The 18,266-nt window shown below is 73.8% G+C and carries 11 protein-coding genes; 5 read left to right on the plus strand and 6 right to left on the minus strand.

The window, feature by feature from the left end; genetic code table 11:
• Window positions 1-278: 278 nt before the first annotated feature.
• The 4 genes from OG711_RS26030 (at window position 279) to OG711_RS26045 (ending at window position 5,024) form a co-directional block, all read left to right on the plus strand.
• Window positions 279-1,745, plus strand: coding sequence for a TQXA domain-containing protein (locus OG711_RS26030; protein ID WP_405674078.1), 1,467 nt, complete (start codon window positions 279-281; stop codon window positions 1,743-1,745).
• A gap of 355 nt (window positions 1,746-2,100) precedes the next feature.
• Window positions 2,101-3,765 carry an energy-dependent translational throttle protein EttA gene (ettA, locus tag OG711_RS26035; protein WP_073793769.1) on the plus strand — a complete coding sequence of 555 codons (1,665 nt, stop codon included), beginning with the start codon at window positions 2,101-2,103 and terminating at the stop codon, window positions 3,763-3,765.
• Between the two features lie 6 nt (window positions 3,766-3,771).
• Window positions 3,772-4,236: an acyl-CoA thioesterase gene (locus OG711_RS26040; protein WP_073793768.1), complete on the plus strand. Its 465-nt coding sequence runs from the start codon at window positions 3,772-3,774 to the stop codon at window positions 4,234-4,236.
• Window positions 4,233-5,024 (plus strand): hypothetical protein, encoded by a 792-nt coding sequence (locus OG711_RS26045; protein ID WP_266515660.1) that lies wholly within the window; start codon window positions 4,233-4,235, stop codon window positions 5,022-5,024. The genes OG711_RS26040 and OG711_RS26045 overlap by 4 nt, the downstream gene beginning before the upstream one ends.
• Window positions 5,025-5,283: 259 nt before the next feature.
• Here OG711_RS26045 and OG711_RS26050 read toward each other — a convergent pair whose 3' ends face one another.
• From OG711_RS26050 to OG711_RS26065, 4 genes are all read right to left on the minus strand, one after another.
• On the minus strand, window positions 5,284-6,315 hold the full coding sequence (locus OG711_RS26050) for an ABC transporter ATP-binding protein (RefSeq protein WP_266515658.1): 1,032 nt from the start codon (window positions 6,313-6,315) through the stop codon (window positions 5,284-5,286).
• 76 nt (window positions 6,316-6,391) lie between these two features.
• Window positions 6,392-9,616: an FtsX-like permease family protein gene (locus tag OG711_RS26055; protein WP_329560754.1), complete on the minus strand. Its 3,225-nt coding sequence runs from the start codon at window positions 9,614-9,616 to the stop codon at window positions 6,392-6,394.
• A 422-nt stretch (window positions 9,617-10,038) separates the two neighbouring features.
• Entirely contained in the window at window positions 10,039-13,425 is a 3,387-nt protein-coding gene (locus tag OG711_RS26060) for an ABC transporter permease (RefSeq protein ID WP_329560757.1), read from the minus strand.
• 509 nt (window positions 13,426-13,934) lie between these two features.
• Window positions 13,935-14,348: a globin gene (locus OG711_RS26065; RefSeq protein WP_073793765.1), complete on the minus strand. Its 414-nt coding sequence runs from the start codon at window positions 14,346-14,348 to the stop codon at window positions 13,935-13,937.
• Between the two features lie 97 nt (window positions 14,349-14,445).
• Between OG711_RS26065 and OG711_RS26070 the strand changes: the two genes are divergently transcribed.
• Complete coding sequence (locus OG711_RS26070) at window positions 14,446-15,450, plus strand: methyltransferase domain-containing protein (RefSeq protein WP_073793764.1); 1,005 nt, start codon at window positions 14,446-14,448, stop codon at window positions 15,448-15,450.
• Between the two features lie 111 nt (window positions 15,451-15,561).
• Here OG711_RS26070 and OG711_RS26075 read toward each other — a convergent pair whose 3' ends face one another.
• Both OG711_RS26075 and OG711_RS26080 read right to left on the minus strand, forming a co-directional pair.
• Window positions 15,562-16,779 carry an FHA domain-containing protein gene (locus OG711_RS26075; protein ID WP_073793763.1) on the minus strand — a complete coding sequence of 406 codons (1,218 nt, stop codon included), beginning with the start codon at window positions 16,777-16,779 and terminating at the stop codon, window positions 15,562-15,564.
• Window positions 16,780-16,877: 98 nt separating this feature from the next.
• Complete coding sequence (locus OG711_RS26080) at window positions 16,878-18,221, minus strand: vWA domain-containing protein (RefSeq protein WP_073793762.1); 1,344 nt, start codon at window positions 18,219-18,221, stop codon at window positions 16,878-16,880.
• Window positions 18,222-18,266 lie beyond the last annotated feature (45 nt).

Here is an 18,266-nt window from a genome sequence, read left to right on the forward strand (position 1 = left end):
TCGCCGCCGCTGTCACCGCGACCGCGACGTTCCCGAGGCCGTGAGGGTCACCGCAACCGCCGCGGCCACCCCCGTACGAATGCGTGGATTTGTCGATAAGCCCAGGTCGGAAGCGTGAAAAGCGATAACGATTCCGAGTCGGAACGGTTATCCGACGGTATGTGTGGGGCGACCGGTGTGCCGGACTTCTTAGGATGCCGGGACAGCTCATGGAGCATCTCGTTCTGCTGGTGAGGACCACCCCCCACGCCAACGGGCCTCACCCGAAAGGGAATTCTGTGTATTCAGTCAGCTCTCCCCCGAGGAGGAGCATCTGTCGTACGGCCGTCGTGGCCCTGGCGTCCGGCCTGTTCGTCACGGCCATGGTGACCGGTGCCCCGCTCGCCGCCGCCGGTGAGGGCGCGCAGGATCAGGGCGGAGCCACCGCCACCCTCGCCGGTCTGGAACTGTCCGGTGCGGCGATCGTCCGGGTGAACGGCGAGGAACGACACGTCCAGGCCGGTCTGTTCGAGATGGCCGTGGACAACGGCGGCATGCTGCGGACCTATGGCGTCGACCTCGACGCCGCGACCCAGCGGGACGCCAGATATCAGGAAACCCCCTGGGCGGGCACCTCGCTCGGGACCAACGCCGCCGCCGGGAAGGTGCGCTGGATTCTGCGGAACTCGTATCCGCAGGTCAACGATCTCGCGGAGCTCGCCCGCCGCGCCGGCGCGCCCGGTCTCACCGAGCAGGACGCGGCGACCGGCACCCAGATCGCGATCTGGCGCCACTCGGACGGCGCCGGGGCGCGCAGCGGCACGGAGCGGACCGCGCGCGAGATCCCCCGGATCACGGCGGTCGACCCGCAGGCGGAGAAGCTCGCGGACCATCTGGAGCGCAAGGCCCGCAGCCTCCCCGAACCCGAGGCATCGCTGCTCCTGGACGACTCCGCGCTGTCCGCCCGGACCCCGCCCACCGCGCGGGACGACGGCCGGGTCGGCCCGGTGAAGGTGCGGTCCAACGCCCGGCAGGCGATCGTCCAGCCGGACGCGCGGGCCCTGGCGGCCGGGGTGCGGATCGTCGACGCCAAGGGCCGGCCGGTCACGACCGTACGGGACGGCGGCGAGCTGTACTTCGCGATACCCGAGGGCGCAGCGCCCGGTTCGGCGGCGCTGACCGTGCAGACCTCGACCACGGTGCCCGTCGGCCGGGCCCTGGCCTCCGGGAGCCGCAGCCAGACCCAGGTACTCGCCGGGTCCAGTGTGTCGACGGTCTCCGCGACGGCGACCGTGAACTGGGCGGGCGCCGGTCCGATACCCGCGCTGTCCGGCGAACGGAACTGCGCCGAAGGCGGCCTCGACCTCACCGTCGGCAACGCCGGCGACGAGGTGTTCGCCTTCGAGCTGATGGGCACCCGCCACCGGGTCGCCGCGGGGCGCACCGGCACGGTGACCGTGCCGCTCAAGGAGGACCAGAGCTACGACTTCACGATCAGGGGACCGTACGGCTACGAGAAGCGGGTCGACGGCATCCTGGACTGCCGTACCCGCAGCGGTGACACGGAAGGTCCCCGCCCGATGTCGGCGCCGAGCCCGGCGTCCGCGGGGGTGCTCGGCGGTGACAGCGGCAGCACGGTGGACCTCGCCGCGACGGGCAGTTCCAGGGCGACCTTCGTGATCGGAGGCGTCGCCGTGGCGCTGGTCGTGATCGGCGGAGCGGCGATGCTGATCCTGCGCCGGAAGCCCTCCGGCCGGGACGAGTGAGCGGCGCGATGAGGTGCGGACCGCGGCATTCCGGTGTGAGCTGAGTCACTCCGGTGGGAGGGTGTGCGGTGTGGAACGGCCTTCGCGTGGGGCCGTGTCACCGGTCCGTCACCCTCCGGGAGCCCTTCCCCCGCTTCGGCGGGGGTACGGATACCGGCGGTCCGGTCCGGCCTTGAACGGAGGAACGGGCAGGTGACGCCCGGTACGCGGGGACCGGCGGAGGGTTCGCGGGGAGAACGGGTTTCGTCCGCAACCCCCCTGTACGGCAAGATGGACAGGTCTGCCCTCACGCGGCGGAGCAACATGCGGAGTCACATGTTGACACTTCACGTTTCAAGCTGCCGGACGGTTTCCCTTGGCTGAGTACATCTACACCATGCGCAAGGCGCGTAAAGCGCACGGCGACAAGGTGATCCTCGACGACGTCAACCTGAACTTCCTGCCTGGCGCGAAGATCGGTGTCGTCGGACCGAACGGCGCCGGAAAGTCGACCGTCCTGAAGATCATGGCGGGCCTGGAGCAGCCGTCCAACGGTGACGCGTTCCTCGCGCCGGGCTTCAGCGTCGGCATCCTCCTCCAGGAACCGCCGCTCGACGAGACGAAGACGGTCCTGGAGAACGTGCAGGACGGCGTCTCTGAGGTCAAGGGCAAGCTCGACCGCTTCAACGCGATCGCCGAGCAGATGGCGACGGACTACTCCGACGCGCTGCTGGAGGAGATGGGCAAGCTCCAGGAGGAGCTGGACCACGCGAACGCCTGGGACCTCGACGCCCAGCTCGAACAGGCCATGGACGCCCTCGGCTGCCCGCCCGGCGACTCGCCCGTCACCAACCTCTCCGGTGGTGAGAAGCGCCGCGTCGCGCTCTGCAAGCTGCTGCTCGAACAGCCCGACCTGCTGCTCCTCGACGAGCCCACCAACCACCTCGACGCCGAGTCGGTGAACTGGCTGGAGCAGCACCTCGCCAAGTACGCCGGCACCGTCGTGGCGATCACCCACGACAGGTACTTCCTGGACAACGTGGCCGAGTGGATCCTCGAACTCGACCGGGGCCGTGCCTACCCGTACGAGGGCAACTACTCCACGTACCTGGAGACCAAGCAGACCCGGCTCAAGGTCGAGGGCCAGAAGGACGTCAAGCGCGCCAAGCGGCTCAAGGAGGAGCTGGAGTGGGTGCGCTCCAACGCCAAGGGCCGGCAGGCCAAGTCGAAGGCGCGTCTGGCCCGCTACGAGGAGATGGCCGCCGAGGCGGACAAGATGCGGAAGCTGGACTTCGAGGAGATCCAGATCCCGCCGGGCCCCCGGCTCGGCAGCATCGTCGTGGAGGTCGACAACCTCTCCAAGGGCTTCGGCGAGAAGCTGCTGATCGAGGACCTCGCCTTCACGCTCCCGCGCAACGGCATCGTCGGTGTGATCGGCCCCAACGGCGCCGGCAAGACCACGCTGTTCAAGATGATCCAGGGCCTTGAGGACCCGGACGGCGGTTCGATCAAGGTCGGCGAGACCGTGAAGATCTCGTACGTGGACCAGAGCCGCGAGAACATCGACCCGAAGAAGAGCCTGTGGGCCGTCGTCTCGGACGAGCTGGACTACATCAAGGTCGGCCAGGTCGAGATGCCGTCGCGCGCGTACGTCAGCGCGTTCGGCTTCAAGGGCCCGGACCAGCAGAAGCCGGCCGGCATCCTCTCCGGCGGTGAGCGCAACCGGCTGAACCTCGCGCTCACCCTCAAGCAGGGCGGCAACCTGCTGCTCCTCGACGAACCGACCAACGACCTCGACGTCGAGACCCTGTCGTCGCTGGAGAACGCGCTGCTCGACTTCCCGGGCTGCGCGGTGGTCGTCTCCCACGATCGCTGGTTCCTGGACCGCGTCGCCACGCACATCCTGGCGTACGAGGGCGAGTCCCGGTGGTTCTGGTTCGAGGGCAACTTCGACTCGTACGAGAAGAACAAGATCGAGCGGCTCGGCGCGGACGCGGCCCGTCCGCACCGTGCCACGTACAAGAAGCTCACCCGGGGCTGACCGGCCATGACCCGTCACCTCTACAGCTGCCCGCTGCGCTGGTCGGACATGGACGCGTTCGGCCATGTGAACAACGTGGTCTTCCTCCGCTATCTGGAGGAGGCGCGGATCGACTTCATGTTCCGGCTGGCGCCCGGTGACGGGTCGCCGTCGTTCTCGGGCGGGTCCGTCGTGGCCCGTCATGAGATCGACTACGTCCGGCCGCTGGTGCACCGCCACGAGCCGGTCGTCATCGAGTCCTGGGTCACCTCGATCCGGGCGGCGTCGCTGACGATCGCCTACGAGGTCAAGGACCACGAGGGCGCGGACGAGGTGTACGTCAGGGCCTCCACCGTCGTCGTGCCGTTCGACCTGGAGGCGCAGCGGCCCCGGCGGATCACCGCGGAGGAGCGGGAGTTCCTCCAGCGGTACGTTCCCCCGGCCGCCGACGGCGCCGAGGGCGCCGACGCGCAGGAGGCCGTGGCGGCATGACCCGGATCGTGGATCTCGCCGACGCCGGGGAGGCGGCGGACCTCGCCGGATTCCTCGGCCGGCTGCTCCACTACGACCGGGGCGCGGCGGTCCGCCTCCAGGCGGCGGGCACCACCCTCGCGGTCTTCGGCCGCCCCCCGTCGTTCGAGGTGCTGGCGATCCGTACGGCACGGCTGGCCAAGCCGTACGAGCACGGCATCGAGGACACGCTGGACATCACGGTGTCGGCGGGTGAGCTGCTGGAGTCGATCGATGACAACGACGGGACGGCGCGGGTGCCCGACGCGGTGACCGGGCCGCCTTGGGCCGGGGTGCTGCCGCCGCGGGGCGGCTGGCATCCGGAGCCGGGGCTGCCGTCCCCCGGGGCCGTACGGGCGATGATCGCCCAGGCCGTGGCCGAGTTCCGGAGCCGGACCGAGGGGCTTCCGGAGGCCGAGCGGGGCAGGGCCGCGCTGGACCGTATCGGGCGGGAGATCTGGTCCCGGCCGCTCGGTGACAGCGATCTGCCCGTGCGGGCCGCGCATGCCGCCCACGCGCTGGGGTTCCTCCCCGGTGCCGACACCGGTGCGGATGCTGGTGCGGGCGCCGATGCCGGTGCGGGTCCCCGTCCCGGTCATGGGCATGGCTCTGCGCCGGGTGGGGCGGGGTCCGGTGGTGGGTCCGGGCGGGGTTCCGGTGTGCCGCTGACGTTGTTGGCCAGTGGTGCGTGGCTCCGGCTGCGGACTCCGTACGGGTCGGTGGCGGTGCGGCGTGCGGGCACGGGGGCGTTGAACGTCAGCCCTGTCTGAGGTCCCACACCCCGGCGTCACCTTTTCCCGTGCGGGTCGCCCGTGGGCGCGCGGTTTCTCGCGCCCCTGAGGCCGCGCCCCTTGCGCTCCCCGTTCGGCTGCGGACGGCCCTTGGTTGCTCGCGCGGTTTCCCGCGCCCCTGGGCACTCGTCCCTGGGCGCACTTGTTCCTGTGCGGGTCCGACGTGGGGCGCGGTTCCCCGCGCCCCTTCGGGGCGCCACATCCTGGCGTACCCGGCCCGGTGCCCAGGTCCGGTGGGTCACTCCGGGTGGGGGGTGGGGGAGTGGTCCGCGGGCCATACGCCGATGTGGTCCTCCTCGCGTTCCAGCAGGACCCGGTCCCGCATCCCGAGGCTCTCGGTGTACTCGGCGGGCAGCTGGAGCCGTCCCGCGCGGTCCAGCATCGCGTACTCCCGCGCGACCAGGGACTCCTCGCCCGTCGCCGCGTCGACCTCCGTACGGCGCAGCACCTCCGTGGACGTACGGCCGTCGCGGATCGCGACCGTGCGGCGGACCTCCCCGGCGACCGCCTGGTCGTGGGTGACGATGACGACCGTGGTGCCGAGCTGTTCGTTCGCCGTGCGGAACGCGGCGAAGATCTGCTCGGCGGTGTGCGAGTCGAGTTCCCCGGTCGGCTCGTCGGCCAGCAGCACCGACGGGTTGTTGGCGAGGGCCACGGCGATCGCGGCGCGCTGCTGCTGTCCGCCGGACATCTGGTGCGGACGGCGGTCACGGCAGTCCGCGACCTCCAGCATCCCCAGCAGTTCCACGGCCCGCTCCGACCGCGCCCGGCGTGAGCGCGGTCCGTCCGGACCCGGAGCGCCCCGCAACTGCATCGGCAGGGTGACGTTCTGCGCGGCCGTCAGATAGGGCAGCAGGTTCCGGGCGGTCTGCTGCCATACGAACCCGACGACCTCGCGGCGGTACGCCAGCCGCTCCTTCGCGCCCATGGTGAGCAGATCGCGGCCCGCGACGCTCGCGGCACCCGCCGTCGGCTCGTCCAGGCCGGCGAGGATGTTCATCAGCGTGGACTTGCCGCTGCCCGACGCGCCCACCAGCGCCATCAGTTCGCCCTCCCGGACCAGCAGGTCCAGGCCCTGGAGCGCCTGCACCTCGACCCCGTCCGTGGAGAAGATCCGCACCAGCCGGTCACAGCTGATCAGCGCGTCGTGCCCGAACGCGGGCCGGGTGCGCCGGTCGGCGGCACGGCGTTCCAGCTCCGCGAGCGAGGTGGCCTGACCCTTCCCGGCGGGGGAGGAGGTGCTGGGGCCGGTGGTCGAGGTGGTCGTCATGAGAGGTGCTCCCGGGGTGGGGCCGTCGGTGTACGGGACACGTCGTGGTGGGTCGTGGTCGTCGTCGGGCTCGTGGTCATCGGTCGCCGATCCTCAGCTCCTGGACGGAGTCGTGGCGGCCGGTCCACCACGCCTGGAGGGCGGCGACACCGACCGTCAGCACGACGACGGCGAGGGAGGGCACCAGCAGCGACACCGGATCGGCCCGCAGCCCGGCGATCGGGGCCGTCGTCCCACCGGCCGCCGCGGCGAGCGCGACGGCCGTGAGGTCGGTACCGGGCGCGAGCAGCCGGATCGCCGCCCACCCCGCCACCGCGCCACCGGCCGACGCGAGCAGCGCCTGTGGGAGCGATTCCAGGACGAGCAGCCTGCGACCGTCGCGGCGGGTCAGCCCCATGGTGCGCAGCCGCGCCAGCAGCGCGGCCCGCTCGGGAGCCGCGCGGGCGAGAGACAGCAGCAGTGCCAGGGCCGCGTATCCGGCGCCCGCGGCGACGGCGGCCAGATAGATCCGCTCGGCGCCCGACTGGAGGGGCGAGTCGGCGTAGCGGGCGCGCTCCTCGGTGCGCAGATGGACGACCGTCTCGTCGCCCGCGGCCTTGGCCAGTGGTTCCCGGTCGAGCCGGTCACCGGTCAGCAGAAGGGTGGTCGGCCGGAGCGGTCCGCCCAGGGCGCGGGCGTCCACGACGAGGAATCCGGCGGCCTGGACCGCCGGTGTCGAGGCGCGGACGGCGGCCACCCGGACCTTGACGCGTTCCCCGTCGACGAGGAGGGTGACGGGCTTGTCGCCGAGGCGGGCGGCGGTGGCCGGGGCCGCCAACGCGGGCACCACACGGCCGTCGCCGTCGCCGGAACCCTGGGCATTGCCGGAACCACCGGAACCACCGGAACCGTCGCCGCCCTCGCCGGAACCCCCGGAACCCCCGGAACCCCCGGAATCGCCGGAACCCCCGGAATCGCCGGAACCCCCGGAATCGCCGGAACCCCCGGAATCGCCGGAACCCCCGGAATCGCCGGAACCCCCGGAATCGCCGGAGCCCGCGGAACCGTCGCCGCCCCCGCCGGTCAGGACCGAGGGCGGGAACGCCCCGACGCCGACCCGCTCCGACAGCCGCGCGTACGCCTTCGCGTCGACCACGGCCAGCGGCACCCGCAGGTCAGGACCGGTCGCGCCGGCCCCGTCCGCCCCGTCGGCCGTGCCCGAGGACGACGTACCGGACGCGGACCCCGAAGCGGACGCGGACCTCGAAGCGGACCCGGACCCCGAAGCGGACCCGGACCCGGAAGCGGACCCGGACCCGGAAGCCGTGTCGGTGTCCGTCGTGGGGTCGCCGCCCAGGCCCTCCGCCATGGCGGTGTAGTCGACGGCCGCCTCGGTGACGCCGTCCACCCCGTCCACCGAGGCGACCCGCTTCGCCGCACCCGCGTCGAGCAGGTACCGCGCGTCGACGCGGGCGTCCGCGCCCGTGGCGAGGAGGGCGGCCCGCTCCCGGGTGTCCGCGACCCCGGCCAGTACCGAACCGCCGAACGCCGCCGTGGTCAGGGCGGTCAGCAGGGCCAGCAGCGGCAGCACCGCCGAGGCCGAGCCGCGGGCCGCGCGGGCCAGCGCCAGCTTCCCGGTCAGTCCGCGCAGGCGGCCGACCGGGCGGGCCAGCGCCCGCAGCGGCAGCGGATGCAGCCGGACGAGCAGCAGCGCGGCGATCACCCCGACCAGCACCGGGGCCAGGGCCACCAGGCCCTCGCCGCCGGAGGTGCCCCGGCGGCGGAGCGCCACGACGGCGCTCACGGCCACCGCCAGCGCGGTCAGTTCGGCGACCGTACGGTGCCGTGAGGGGCGGGCGCTCGTCAGATCCTCCCGGTCCTGGGAGACCCGTACGGGCCGGTGCGTGGCCATCGCGCGCACCGGCAGTGCCACGCAGGCCACGAGGGTCACCGCACCCGCGGCACCCGCCGCGACCCATGGGCGCCCCTCCCCCACGAGGAGCAGTGCCGTCAGGAAGCCCAGTGCCCCGGCGGGCACGGCCACGACGGCCGTCTCCGCGAACAGCCGTCCGCCGAGCGCGCGCAGCGAAGCGCCCCGCGCCCGCAGCACGGTGAACTCGGCGTGCCGGCGGCCCGCCGCGAGTCCGCCGGACATCAGCAGCACCACCAGCGCGACGGTGGCCGTGCCGGTCGCGGCGACCGTGATCAGCGGGGTGATGCCGGCACTCAGCTTCTGGTGCGCGATGAGGACGTCGTCCAGCTCGGTGCGCGCGGCGGTGTTGACGTCGGTGACCCGGCGGACCTCCAGCAGCCCGCCGCCGTCGACGGTCGCCGTCACCGCGGCCTGGAGCGCGGACAGTTCGCCGCCGTCGAGGCTCCCGGTGTCCGGGGCGATGTTCCAGTACCGCTCGGGTTGGCCCGGGATGTCGAGCAGCGCGGGGGCGGCGTCCGGCGGCAGCAGCAGTCCGGCCAGCCAGTACGTGGGCGGGTCGGGGACGCGGCTCGGGACCCGCACGAGGCTCGGGGTGCGCAGCACGTCATGGGTGGACCAGTAGGCGCCCCGGGGGTTCTCCGGGGTGACGATGCCGGTGATCCGGATGCCCAGCGGACCGCGCAGCTCACCCGGGATACGGATCAGCGCACCCGTCTTGATGTGCAGCCGGGCGGCGGTCTCCTCGGTGACGACGGCCTCGACCTCGGGGCTGCGGGACGTGACGGTGCCGTCGGTACGGGGCATCCGGCCCTCGCGGACCCGGGCGTGCGAGGCGAGGTCCTGCTGGGTGGAGAGCACGAAACGCGGGTGCAGCCCCCGGGGGCGGGGCAGCCACTTCTCCCATGACTCGGGCGGCTCGGAGGTACGCACCCCGAACGAGGACTGGTCGCGGTCGGCGGCGATCGGGGCCCGCAGCGCGTCGATCACCCCCTCGTACTCAGCGCGGATCTTGTCCGCGCCGAGGGCCGCCTCGCGTTCCTCCGGGGAGTGCTCCAGACCGGGCTGGGGGGCGTTGAACTGGATCGTGGTGCGGTGGGGCGTCGTCTCGGCGACGGCCTGGCGCAGTGCCTTGTCCCGGCTGCTGTCCATGGCGAGCGGGAACGCGGCGGCGAGGGCCGCGGTCAGCAGGACGAGCAGCGCGAGTGCGAAGGCCGTGCCCGGGGCGCTGCGCAGCCGGGTACGGACCCAGGGCACGGTGTGCCGTCCGACCCGCCGGTCCTCCGCCGCGCCGCCGCCCTCCGGGGGTGGGGGCGCGGGCCGGGAAGCCCGCCGTTCCCGTGCGGGTTCGTCGGGTTCCTCCGTGGGGCTGTTCGCCGCCTGTTCGTTCACTGTCCGCTCGTCCGTCCGCCGGTCGGTCGACCTCCGGCTCGCCGTGGGGGTTCGTGGGGTGGGGTGCGTCGCCTGGCCGCCCGATGACGGTGGACGGTCCACGTTGCCGTCGCCGTCCCGGTCCCGGTCCGGGGACCCGTCCTGATCGGGGGCCGTCGGCCGGTGGTGTCGGACCGGGTCCGCCGTCCCGTACCGGTCCGGGCCCGGCGCTGGTGGCTCGTGTCGCTCCGGCAGATCGTCCCGGCCCAGGTCCCGTTCCCGGTTCTGACCCCGGCCCGAACCTGAACCTGAACCCGAATCCGAACCTGAAGCCGGACCGTCGCCCGAGTCCCTGCCCGCGCCCGAGCCCGCCCCCGAACCCGGGTCCCGCCCCCGCCCTCGCCCCCGCGGCCCGTCCCGCTCAGGCCCGTCGTCCCGTTCCGTCATCGTTCGACGACCTCCCCGAGCGCGCTCGCCAGCCGGGTCGGTCCGCGCAGCGGCAGGGCGGCGGTGATCAGCAGCGGGCCGAGCGCGACCAGGGCCAGCAGCAGGGCGACCTGGCCGGGCGGCAGTTCCACGAGGACCTGGGGCACGGGCTGGGTGGCGCCGGGGGTGAGGACGATCAGGGGTACCACCGCCCGGGTGAGGACCGTCCCCAGTGCCACACCGACGAGCAGGGCCACCGTCACGAGGATGCCCTGCTCGGCGGCGACGAGCCGGGCGAGCCGTCGTCTGGGGGTGCCGAGCGCCCGGAGCACGGCGAACTCGGCGGCGCGTTCCCGCAGCGCCCCGGCGGTGCTCACCCCGAAGCCCACCGCGGCGAGGGCCGCCGCCGTCAGGGCCACCGCGGTGAGCGCGGAACCGGGGCCCGCGCCCAGCGGGTCGTCCCGCAGAGCGTCGGCGATCTCGTCGCGCACGATCACCGACGCGGGGTCCGCGTCGGAACGGGACCGCAGCGCCGAAGCGGCCTCGGCGGACCGGCCGGGACCGGTCGTCAGCCACCACTCGTTGGGCGCGGGACCCGCACCGGTCTTCTGGACGAACATCCGGTTGACGGCCGCCAGGTCCATCAGCAGCGCACCGCCGTCCCGTTCGGCCACCGAGGAGGCCCCCGCCTCGGTGACGGACCCGTCGATGTCCGTCAGGGCCGCGCTCCGGGTGTCCGGTGCCGTCGTCGGCAGCGCCCGGACACTGCCGGTGATCCGTACGGGCAGGTTGACGCCGTTCACCGGGACCTCCACCCGGTCACCGGTGCGCGCGCCCAGGACCTCCAGGAAGCGGTCGGTGGCGATGGCCGTGAACTCGGTCGGTGCGGGCCGGTCCGCGATCAGCCGTACGGTGATCTCGGCGGGCATGGGGAACCAGCCGTCGGCCTCGACATGGGTCTGACCGGTGGTGTAGGTCATCGCGAGCCCGCCGCCCGGCTTCTTGTCCAGGGGGGTGCCGGCACGCTGCTCGGGGCCGGACACCGTCTCCTCCCCGGCGGTTTCCTTCGCCCCCAGCCAGTCGGCGCCGAGCGCGATGTCCCGCGGCCCGTCCCGGCCCTCGGCGGCGGTGGCCCGCAGGCCCTCCAGGGTGAGGGTGTGCTGTTCCTCGCGGCCCACCGGCTGCTGGACACCGACTTCCAGCCCGACCAGCGTGAGCGGCTCGGCGGCCCGGCCGTCGGACGCCTTGGCGGCGCCCGTGAGGTCCAGGGCGATCCGGTGCCGGTCGCCGTCGGCGGGCAGGTTCCCGCCGGGCAGCCGGTAGGTGACGCCGTACCGGTCCTCCAGGACCACCGACACCTTGGGCGGGCCGTCGGGCTCGCCGCCCTCGGGCACCTCCCCCGGGCCGGGGACCGACCGCAGCCGCATGTCCAGGGCCAGTTCGCCGGTGCCCTCGGGGATCGGTGTCCCCTGGGGTCCTGCGCCCGTGTCCCGCTTCAGATCCTTGGTGAGGTTCCCCAGGTCCTCACGTATCAGGGTGCTTCCGGCGCCGCGCGCCATGTCGAGCGCGAGGACCGTCGCCTCGCGCCCGCCGGACAGCTGCATCGAGGTGCGCAGCGCGGGCGCCGCCCCCTCGATCCCCGGGGTGTCCTCGTACCGTCCCGCCTGCCCGAGCTGGGCCGCCCCCGAGGTGAGCACCCGGATCGGGGCCCCCGCCCGGAAGTCCGCCTGGTCGTCCTGCGAGCGGTCCCACGAGGCGCCCTGACCGATCGCCAGCATGCCCATCGCCACCGACAGGACGAGCAGCAGCACCGGCCCCGCGCCCCGCAGCGGACGGCGGCTGAACTGCCAGCCCGCGAGGGCCGAGGTCAGTCCCCGCCCGCTTGCCGCCCGGCGTTCCGCGAGCCGGGCGACCGGCGGCAGCAGCCGCAGGGTGAGCACCGTACCGGCGAGCAGCGCCAGCGCGGGCGCGGTCACCAGCAGCGGGTCGATGCCCAGCCGGCCGGTCCGGTCCCCGCTCAGCGCGCCGGAACCGGAGGTCTGCTGGTCGAGCTGCCAGTAGGCGACGCCCGCGACGACCAGCAGCGCCAGGTCCGCCCCGGCCCGCAGCGGACCGGGCAGCGCGCGGGCGCGCGGCGGCCCCGCGGGGGTCGCCGAACCGAGCGCGGGCAGCGTCACCGCCAGCGCGCAGCCCAGTGCGACGGTCGCCGCGACCAGCCACACCGTGCCCGACGCCTCCGCGTCGACGCGCAGCCCGATCCGGGACAGCGCGCCCTGCCCGGTCAGCAGTCCGGTGAGCGGGCCCGCGAGCAGCGGGGCGAGCAGGGCGGCGGGCACCGCGAGAAGCAGGGCCTCCAGGGCGGCGAGCGAGGCGATCCGGCCGCGCGACGCGCCACGCGCCCGCATCAGCCCGGTCTCCCCGGCGCGTTCGGAGCTCAGCAGCCGCGCGACCAGCAGCAGGGTGTACCCGGCCAGCAGACAGAGCTGGAGCGCCACGATCAGCAGCGTCGAACGGGACACCAGCATCGCGCGTTCGGCCCGGTCGAGGACCCCGGGCAGCCCGGTCGACACCTCGTCGCTCCCGGCGAGCGCGGCGGACCCGCGCAGCGCTGCGGTGCCCTCCCGCGCGGCGTCGCGCAGCGCCCCGATCCGTTCGGTGGTCATCGCGGAGAAGTCCCCGGTCGCCAGCCACGCCGTCTCGCCCCTGCTGACCCGCCCCTCGGCGGTGAGCACCGAACGGTCGGTGAGCAGCGGCCCGTACGTCGCGAAGGACACCTTCTGCGCGCCGCGCCCGCGCAGCGGGTCGAGCTGCCAGTACGCGGCGCCGGTGGCGACGGGCCGGTACACACCGACGATCCGTATCCGCACGGCGGGGCCGTCGCGCCGGTCGCCCAGGGTGAGGGCGGAGTTCCGCGCCCCGGGGCGCACCCCCAGCTCGGCGGCGGCCGTCTCCGGCAGGGCGACCTCCACCCGGCCGCGCGCCGAGGGGCGCGGCAGCCGGCCGTCGGTGACCCGGACCTGCGCCGGGTCGAGGGCGGCGAACTGGGTCAGATACGGGTTCCCGGCGCGGGCCGCGGGCGGCTGGAGGGACCGGGGGAGCGAGTAGGGGCCCGAGCGCACCAGATCGGTCACGGTGACGGGAAGCCCGTCGAACGCGGTCCTGGCGGCGTCCCGTACGGCGCTCTCGGCCGTCTTCCGCTCCGGGGTGCCGACCTCCGCCCTGGCGAGCAGCGCGGTCTCGGCGGTGTCCCGGGTGCGCAGGGAGTGCCGCAGCGCGGCGTCCCCGATGCCCCCGGAGAAGGCCGCCAGCGTGGAGAGGACCGTGGTGGTCAGCACCACGGCGATCAGCGCGGCGGCGAGCAGCAGGCGGTGCGCACGGACGCGCGCCAGTACGAACCCCGTCACTGCTGTTCCGCCCCCGTGTCCCCGTGCGTCCGCGCCGCGGATGCCTCATTCGTCGCTGTGCGGGCCGTACCGCTGTCGCGCGGTCCGCCGCCGCGGCGCCGGTCGTCGCCCGCGCCTGTCGTGCCGTCCGTGTCGTACGGGGGCACCGGGACCGGACAGACCGGTGGGCCACGCGTGTTCGACGAAGGTCCCCTGGATGTTTTCAGAGGTTCCCCGGCCGGGGAAAGGGGATGGACCGGAAAATGACGACCGGAATCCGACTATCGGGAGGTCGGGGACGGTTCCGGCGCCCCGGAGCGTCCGGGAACGGGCATGGCGAAGCCGCCCCTGGGCACCGGACCGGGGACACCGGGAACCGGCTGCTGAGAACCGGGCCACCGAAACCCGCGACATCGGACAGCGGGGCACCAAGCCACCAGGGCACCAAGCCACCAGGGCGCCGGACAGCGGGGCGGCGGACAGCGGGGCGGCGGACCCCGGTTCGTCGTCGGAGGAGGGGGAGCCGGGCGTCAGCCCTCAGTGTTGATCATGGAAGCGGCGGCGTACGTCATGTACCGCCACAGCTGCTCCTCGTGCTCCTCGGCCAGCCCCAGCTCGTCCACCGCGTCCCGCATGTGCCGCAGCCACGCGTCGTGCGCGGCGCGGTCCACCTGGAACGGGGCGTGCCGCATCCGCAGCCGGGGATGCCCGCGGGTGTCGCTGTACGTCCGCGGACCGCCCCAGTACTGGATGAGGAACAGCGTGAAACGCTCCTCGGCGGGCCCGAGGTCCTCCTCCGGATACATCGGACGCAGCAGGGGGTCTTCCGCGACCCCCTGGTAGAACCTGTGCACCAGACGGCGGAAGGTCTCCTCACCACCGACCTGCTCGTAGAAGGTCTGCTCCTGAAGCGTGCCTCGCCGGATCTCGTTCACACCGTCCATGGTCTCAGACGGGATGACGGAGGACCCGGGTCCTAGGACCCGGATACGGGGCCCCGGAGCCCTCGCGCAGCCCGCCGCGGCACAGCACAGTGGAGGCATGGCCCCGCATCCCGCGCCCGACGACCCCGCCGCCCCCGGTGACGACCTGGAACGGATCGCCGCCGAGGCCCGCGCGGGACTGGTCCGCGCGATCGCCGCGAGCGGCGCCTTCGAGGCCGACCCCGGCTGGCGGACCGCGTTCGAGGAGGTGCCGCGCCATCTCTTCGTGCCCTACTACTGGATCGGCACGGCCGGCGGCCATGAGCGGCTGTGGCGCGAGGACCCGGACCCGGCCCGGCGGGTGCGCTGGGTACGCGGCGCCTACGCGGACGCCCCGCTCGCGACCCGGCTGCGCGACGGTGAGCTGCTGTCGTCGTCCAGCCAGCCCTCGCTGATGGCCCGGATGCTGGCCGAACTGCGGGTACGGCCCGACTCCCGGGTCCTGGAGATCGGCGCGGGCACCGGCTACAACGCGGCGCTCCTCGCCCACCGGGTCACCGACGCCCGGGTCACCACCGTCGACCTCGACACGGAGATCACGGAGTCCGCGCGCACCCATCTGCGGGCCGCCGGACACACCCCCACAGTCGTCACCGGCGACGGCGCCCGGGGCTGGCCGGGCCGGGCCCCCTTCGACCGGATCATGGCGACCTGCACCCTGCCGTCCGTACCCCGGGCCTGGCTCGCGCAGTGCGCGCCGGACGCGCTGGTCCTCGCGCCGCTCGCCACGGGACTGATCCGTCTCACCGTGCGCGGCCCCGACCAGGCCGAGGGCCGCTTCCTGCACACCTCGGCGTACTTCGTGCCGCTGCGTGGCGCGGCCCGCCATCTGCCGGAACCCGGCTACTCGGGCGGGCTCCCGCGCCGCGCCCTGCACAGCGAACTGTTCCAGTTCCTGCTGGCGCTGACCGCCGGGACCCTGGACCCGCACGACGCCCTCACCCTGTGGCAGCGGGAGGGCCGTCCGGCCCGGGAACGCTACGGGGTCACCGTCCGCGGCGAGCACTCCTGGGCCTGGCTCGACGACCCCGACGGCCCGTACGCCTGGCCCCTCCCGCACTGACCCGGCACCGAACGAACGGGGACGGGAGCGGCGGGGGCATCGACGGGAACGGCTGTCGGGGCACGCGGGATCCCGCGTGCCCCGACAGCCGTTCCCGGACGGAAGAAGAAGCTAGCCGCGGTGGATCGTGATCGTCGTCCACGCCCCGACATGCACCCGGTCGCCGTCCTGGAGCGGTACGGGGGCGAACGGCTGGATCGGCTCGTCGGAGCCGTTCACGGTGGTGCCGTTGGTGGAGTTCTGGTCCACGATCGCCCAGCCGCCGTCCGGCTGCTGCACCAGCTTCGCGTGCTGGTGCGAGACACCCGGGTCCTCCGGCGGCACGGACAGGTCGATGTCCGGGACCTCGCCCGTGGAGTGCCGCCGCCGGCCGATGGTGATCTGGTTCCCGATCAGCGGACGCTGCTGCTCCGGCGAGTACGCGGGCAGGTTCAGCCCGGCCGCCTCCGGCCCGGAACGCTGCATCATCGCCAGGAAGTAGTCACGGTCCGGACCGATCGTCGCCGACCAGTTCGCGGGCTGCTGATAGCTCCCGGGGCCCGGCTGGGTGTACGGCAGATGATCGCCGCCACCGGGGCCCTGGCCGCCCGGTCCGCCCTGGCCGTGCTGACCGCCGTGGCCGTGCTGACTCCCCGGGCCGTGCTGGCCGTGCTGGGAGCCCGAGGGCGGCGGGATCACCCAGTCGTCACCGTTGCCGTTGCCGAAGCCCTGCCCGGGGGGCGGGGGAGGCGGCGGCCCCTGCCGCGGTCCGGCGTCCGGGAAGGAGCCGGGGTACGCGGGCGGCGCGGGGGGACCGGACTGCTGCTGGAAGGCGCTCGGCGCGCCGGGACCGCCCTGCGGCGGGGGCGGCGGTCCCCCGGGGGGGCCGCCGAACGGCGGGATCGGCTCGGCGGGCCGGTTCACCTGCGAGGGACGGGACCCCTGGTACCCGAACGGGTCGTGCCCCGAAGCCTGCGGGGGCCCGCCAGGGGGTCCTCCCGCGGGCGGCGGGAAATGCGACGGCGCGGGGCCGGGCCCGGGACCGCCGCCCGGCGGACGCGGCGCGGCCGGGGTGTACGACGTGGCCGTGTTGGTGAGGAAGTTCCACCGGCACTCCTCGCAGAACGGTGCCCCGCTCTCCCGGGGGGTGTGGCACTGCGGGCAGTACTCGGGCTGTATGGGGTCCTGTACCGCGCTCCCCGACGACTGCCCGCCGTGCACGGGCGGCGGGTAGCCGTACCCCTGGGCGGACGGCGGCGGTGGCGGCGGCACGGCACCGGCCATGCGGTGACCGCAGACCTCGCACCAGTCGTCCGAACCCGATTGGTGTCCGTTCGGGCAGGTCGGCATGTCGGCGCCTCCCCCTCTCCTCTTCCGGCCTGGGCCGGATGTCGGTCCGCCCGGCCGGGGGCCGGACGGGCAACGGCGGTGAGGCCGTTACCGTCTGCTCACTTCTTCACGCGGACGGTCTTGGTGGACCGTGTTTCGAGAGTCATCTCGTCGGCCACTTCGACCTTCGCCTTCAGTCGCACAGTACCCGCAGCCGCGTCGACCACGTCCACCACCTTGGCGAGCAGTTTGGCGGTGTCCGCGTTCCCGGAGGCGCTCGCGAGCTGGACCGCGCGGCCCAGTTTCGCCGTCGCCCCGTCCACATCGCCCGATTTGCGGGCGTCCAGTCCCTGCTGGATGACGCGTGCCAGTTCGGCCTGTCCGGTGTAGTGCGCGACCTGCGGATTGATCGACGTGGACGCCGCCATGTCGTCCGTCCACACCGCCCGCACCAGGTCCTGGGAGAGGGTCCGCGTCGTCCCGTCGGGCTCCCCGATCACCAGGGACACCCGCGCCGCGAGCATCTCCTGACCGATGGAGGCGGCGGGCACCTCGACGCATACGTGGTAGTCACGGGACTCGTCGCCCCATGAACCGGTGGGGTAGTCGCCCGCCCGGGGACCCGCCTCGGTGCGCCGCCCGGTCAGCTCCTCGACCTTCGGCGCCACCTGCTTCACGAACTTGACCTCGGCGCCCATCGGGGTCCACAGCCGCAGTCCCACATCGGCGATCTCCTTGCCCATCGCCGCCTCCATCATCCCGGTGAAGTCGGCGGCGAGCCCGGACGGATCGGCGACGATGTCCGCGGTGCCGAGCAGCGCGGAGGCTATCGCTGTGACCTCTTTCACTTCCCAGTCCGTACCAACACCGCGGGCGTCACAGGTGAAGCGGCCCGCGCACGCGTCGAGGGCGGACCGCAGCGCCTCGGGCGTCTCGTGCTCGTTGCGGCCGTCGGTGAGCAGGATGCCGTGCCGGATCGCGACGTCCGCCGAATCCAGCAGATGGTCGGCCAGCCGCAGCCAGGTGCCGATCGCGGTGCCGCCCCCGGACGTCAGCTGGCGCAGCGCCTCCTTGGCCTGACCCCGGGTCGTCGCGCTCGCCACCGCGAGGCCCTGCCCGCCCGGGTAGACCTCCTTGGCGACATGCGTCCCGGCGACCACAGCGAACCGCACCCCGTCCCGCAGGGTGTCGATCGCGGCGGCCGTCGCGTCCCGGGCGCCGCGCATCTTCGTCGCCGGGTAGTCCATCGACCCCGAACAGTCGACCATGATCACCACGGCCGCGTCGGGGACCTGCCCGGGCCGGTACGACGGGGACCCGCCGGCCACCTGACCGACCGTGCCGCCACCGGTCGCGGTGACCGTCACGATCGCGTTGACCTCACGCCCGCCCTCCGGCAGGTATTCGTTCTGGTACACCTCAACCGAGAACCGCGGTACGGACGGTTTCGAGAAATTGGCCATGGTCTCCGCTCCCCCTCGTGGTCCCACGACGCGTGGGCGTGCTGC

The sequence above is a fragment of the Streptomyces uncialis genome (assembly GCF_036250755.1).
Lineage (GTDB): Bacteria > Actinomycetota > Actinomycetes > Streptomycetales > Streptomycetaceae > Streptomyces > Streptomyces uncialis.

Bases quoted from the DNA above. Each gene is read 5' to 3' on its own strand.
- OG711_RS26070 (WP_073793764.1), top strand. From the start codon at position 14,446: ATGGCCCCGCATCCCGCGCCCGACGACCCCGCCGCCCCCGGTGACGAC.
- OG711_RS26040 (WP_073793768.1), top strand. From the start codon at position 3,772: ATGACCCGTCACCTCTACAGCTGCCCGCTGCGCTGGTCGGACATGGAC.
- OG711_RS26065 (WP_073793765.1), bottom strand. From the start codon at position 14,348: ATGGACGGTGTGAACGAGATCCGGCGAGGCACGCTTCAGGAGCAGACC.
- OG711_RS26045 (WP_266515660.1), top strand. From the start codon at position 4,233: ATGACCCGGATCGTGGATCTCGCCGACGCCGGGGAGGCGGCGGACCTC.
- OG711_RS26075 (WP_073793763.1), bottom strand. From the start codon at position 16,779: ATGCCGACCTGCCCGAACGGACACCAATCGGGTTCGGACGACTGGTGC.
- OG711_RS26050 (WP_266515658.1), bottom strand. From the start codon at position 6,315: ATGACGACCACCTCGACCACCGGCCCCAGCACCTCCTCCCCCGCCGGG.
- OG711_RS26080 (WP_073793762.1), bottom strand. From the start codon at position 18,221: ATGGCCAATTTCTCGAAACCGTCCGTACCGCGGTTCTCGGTTGAGGTG.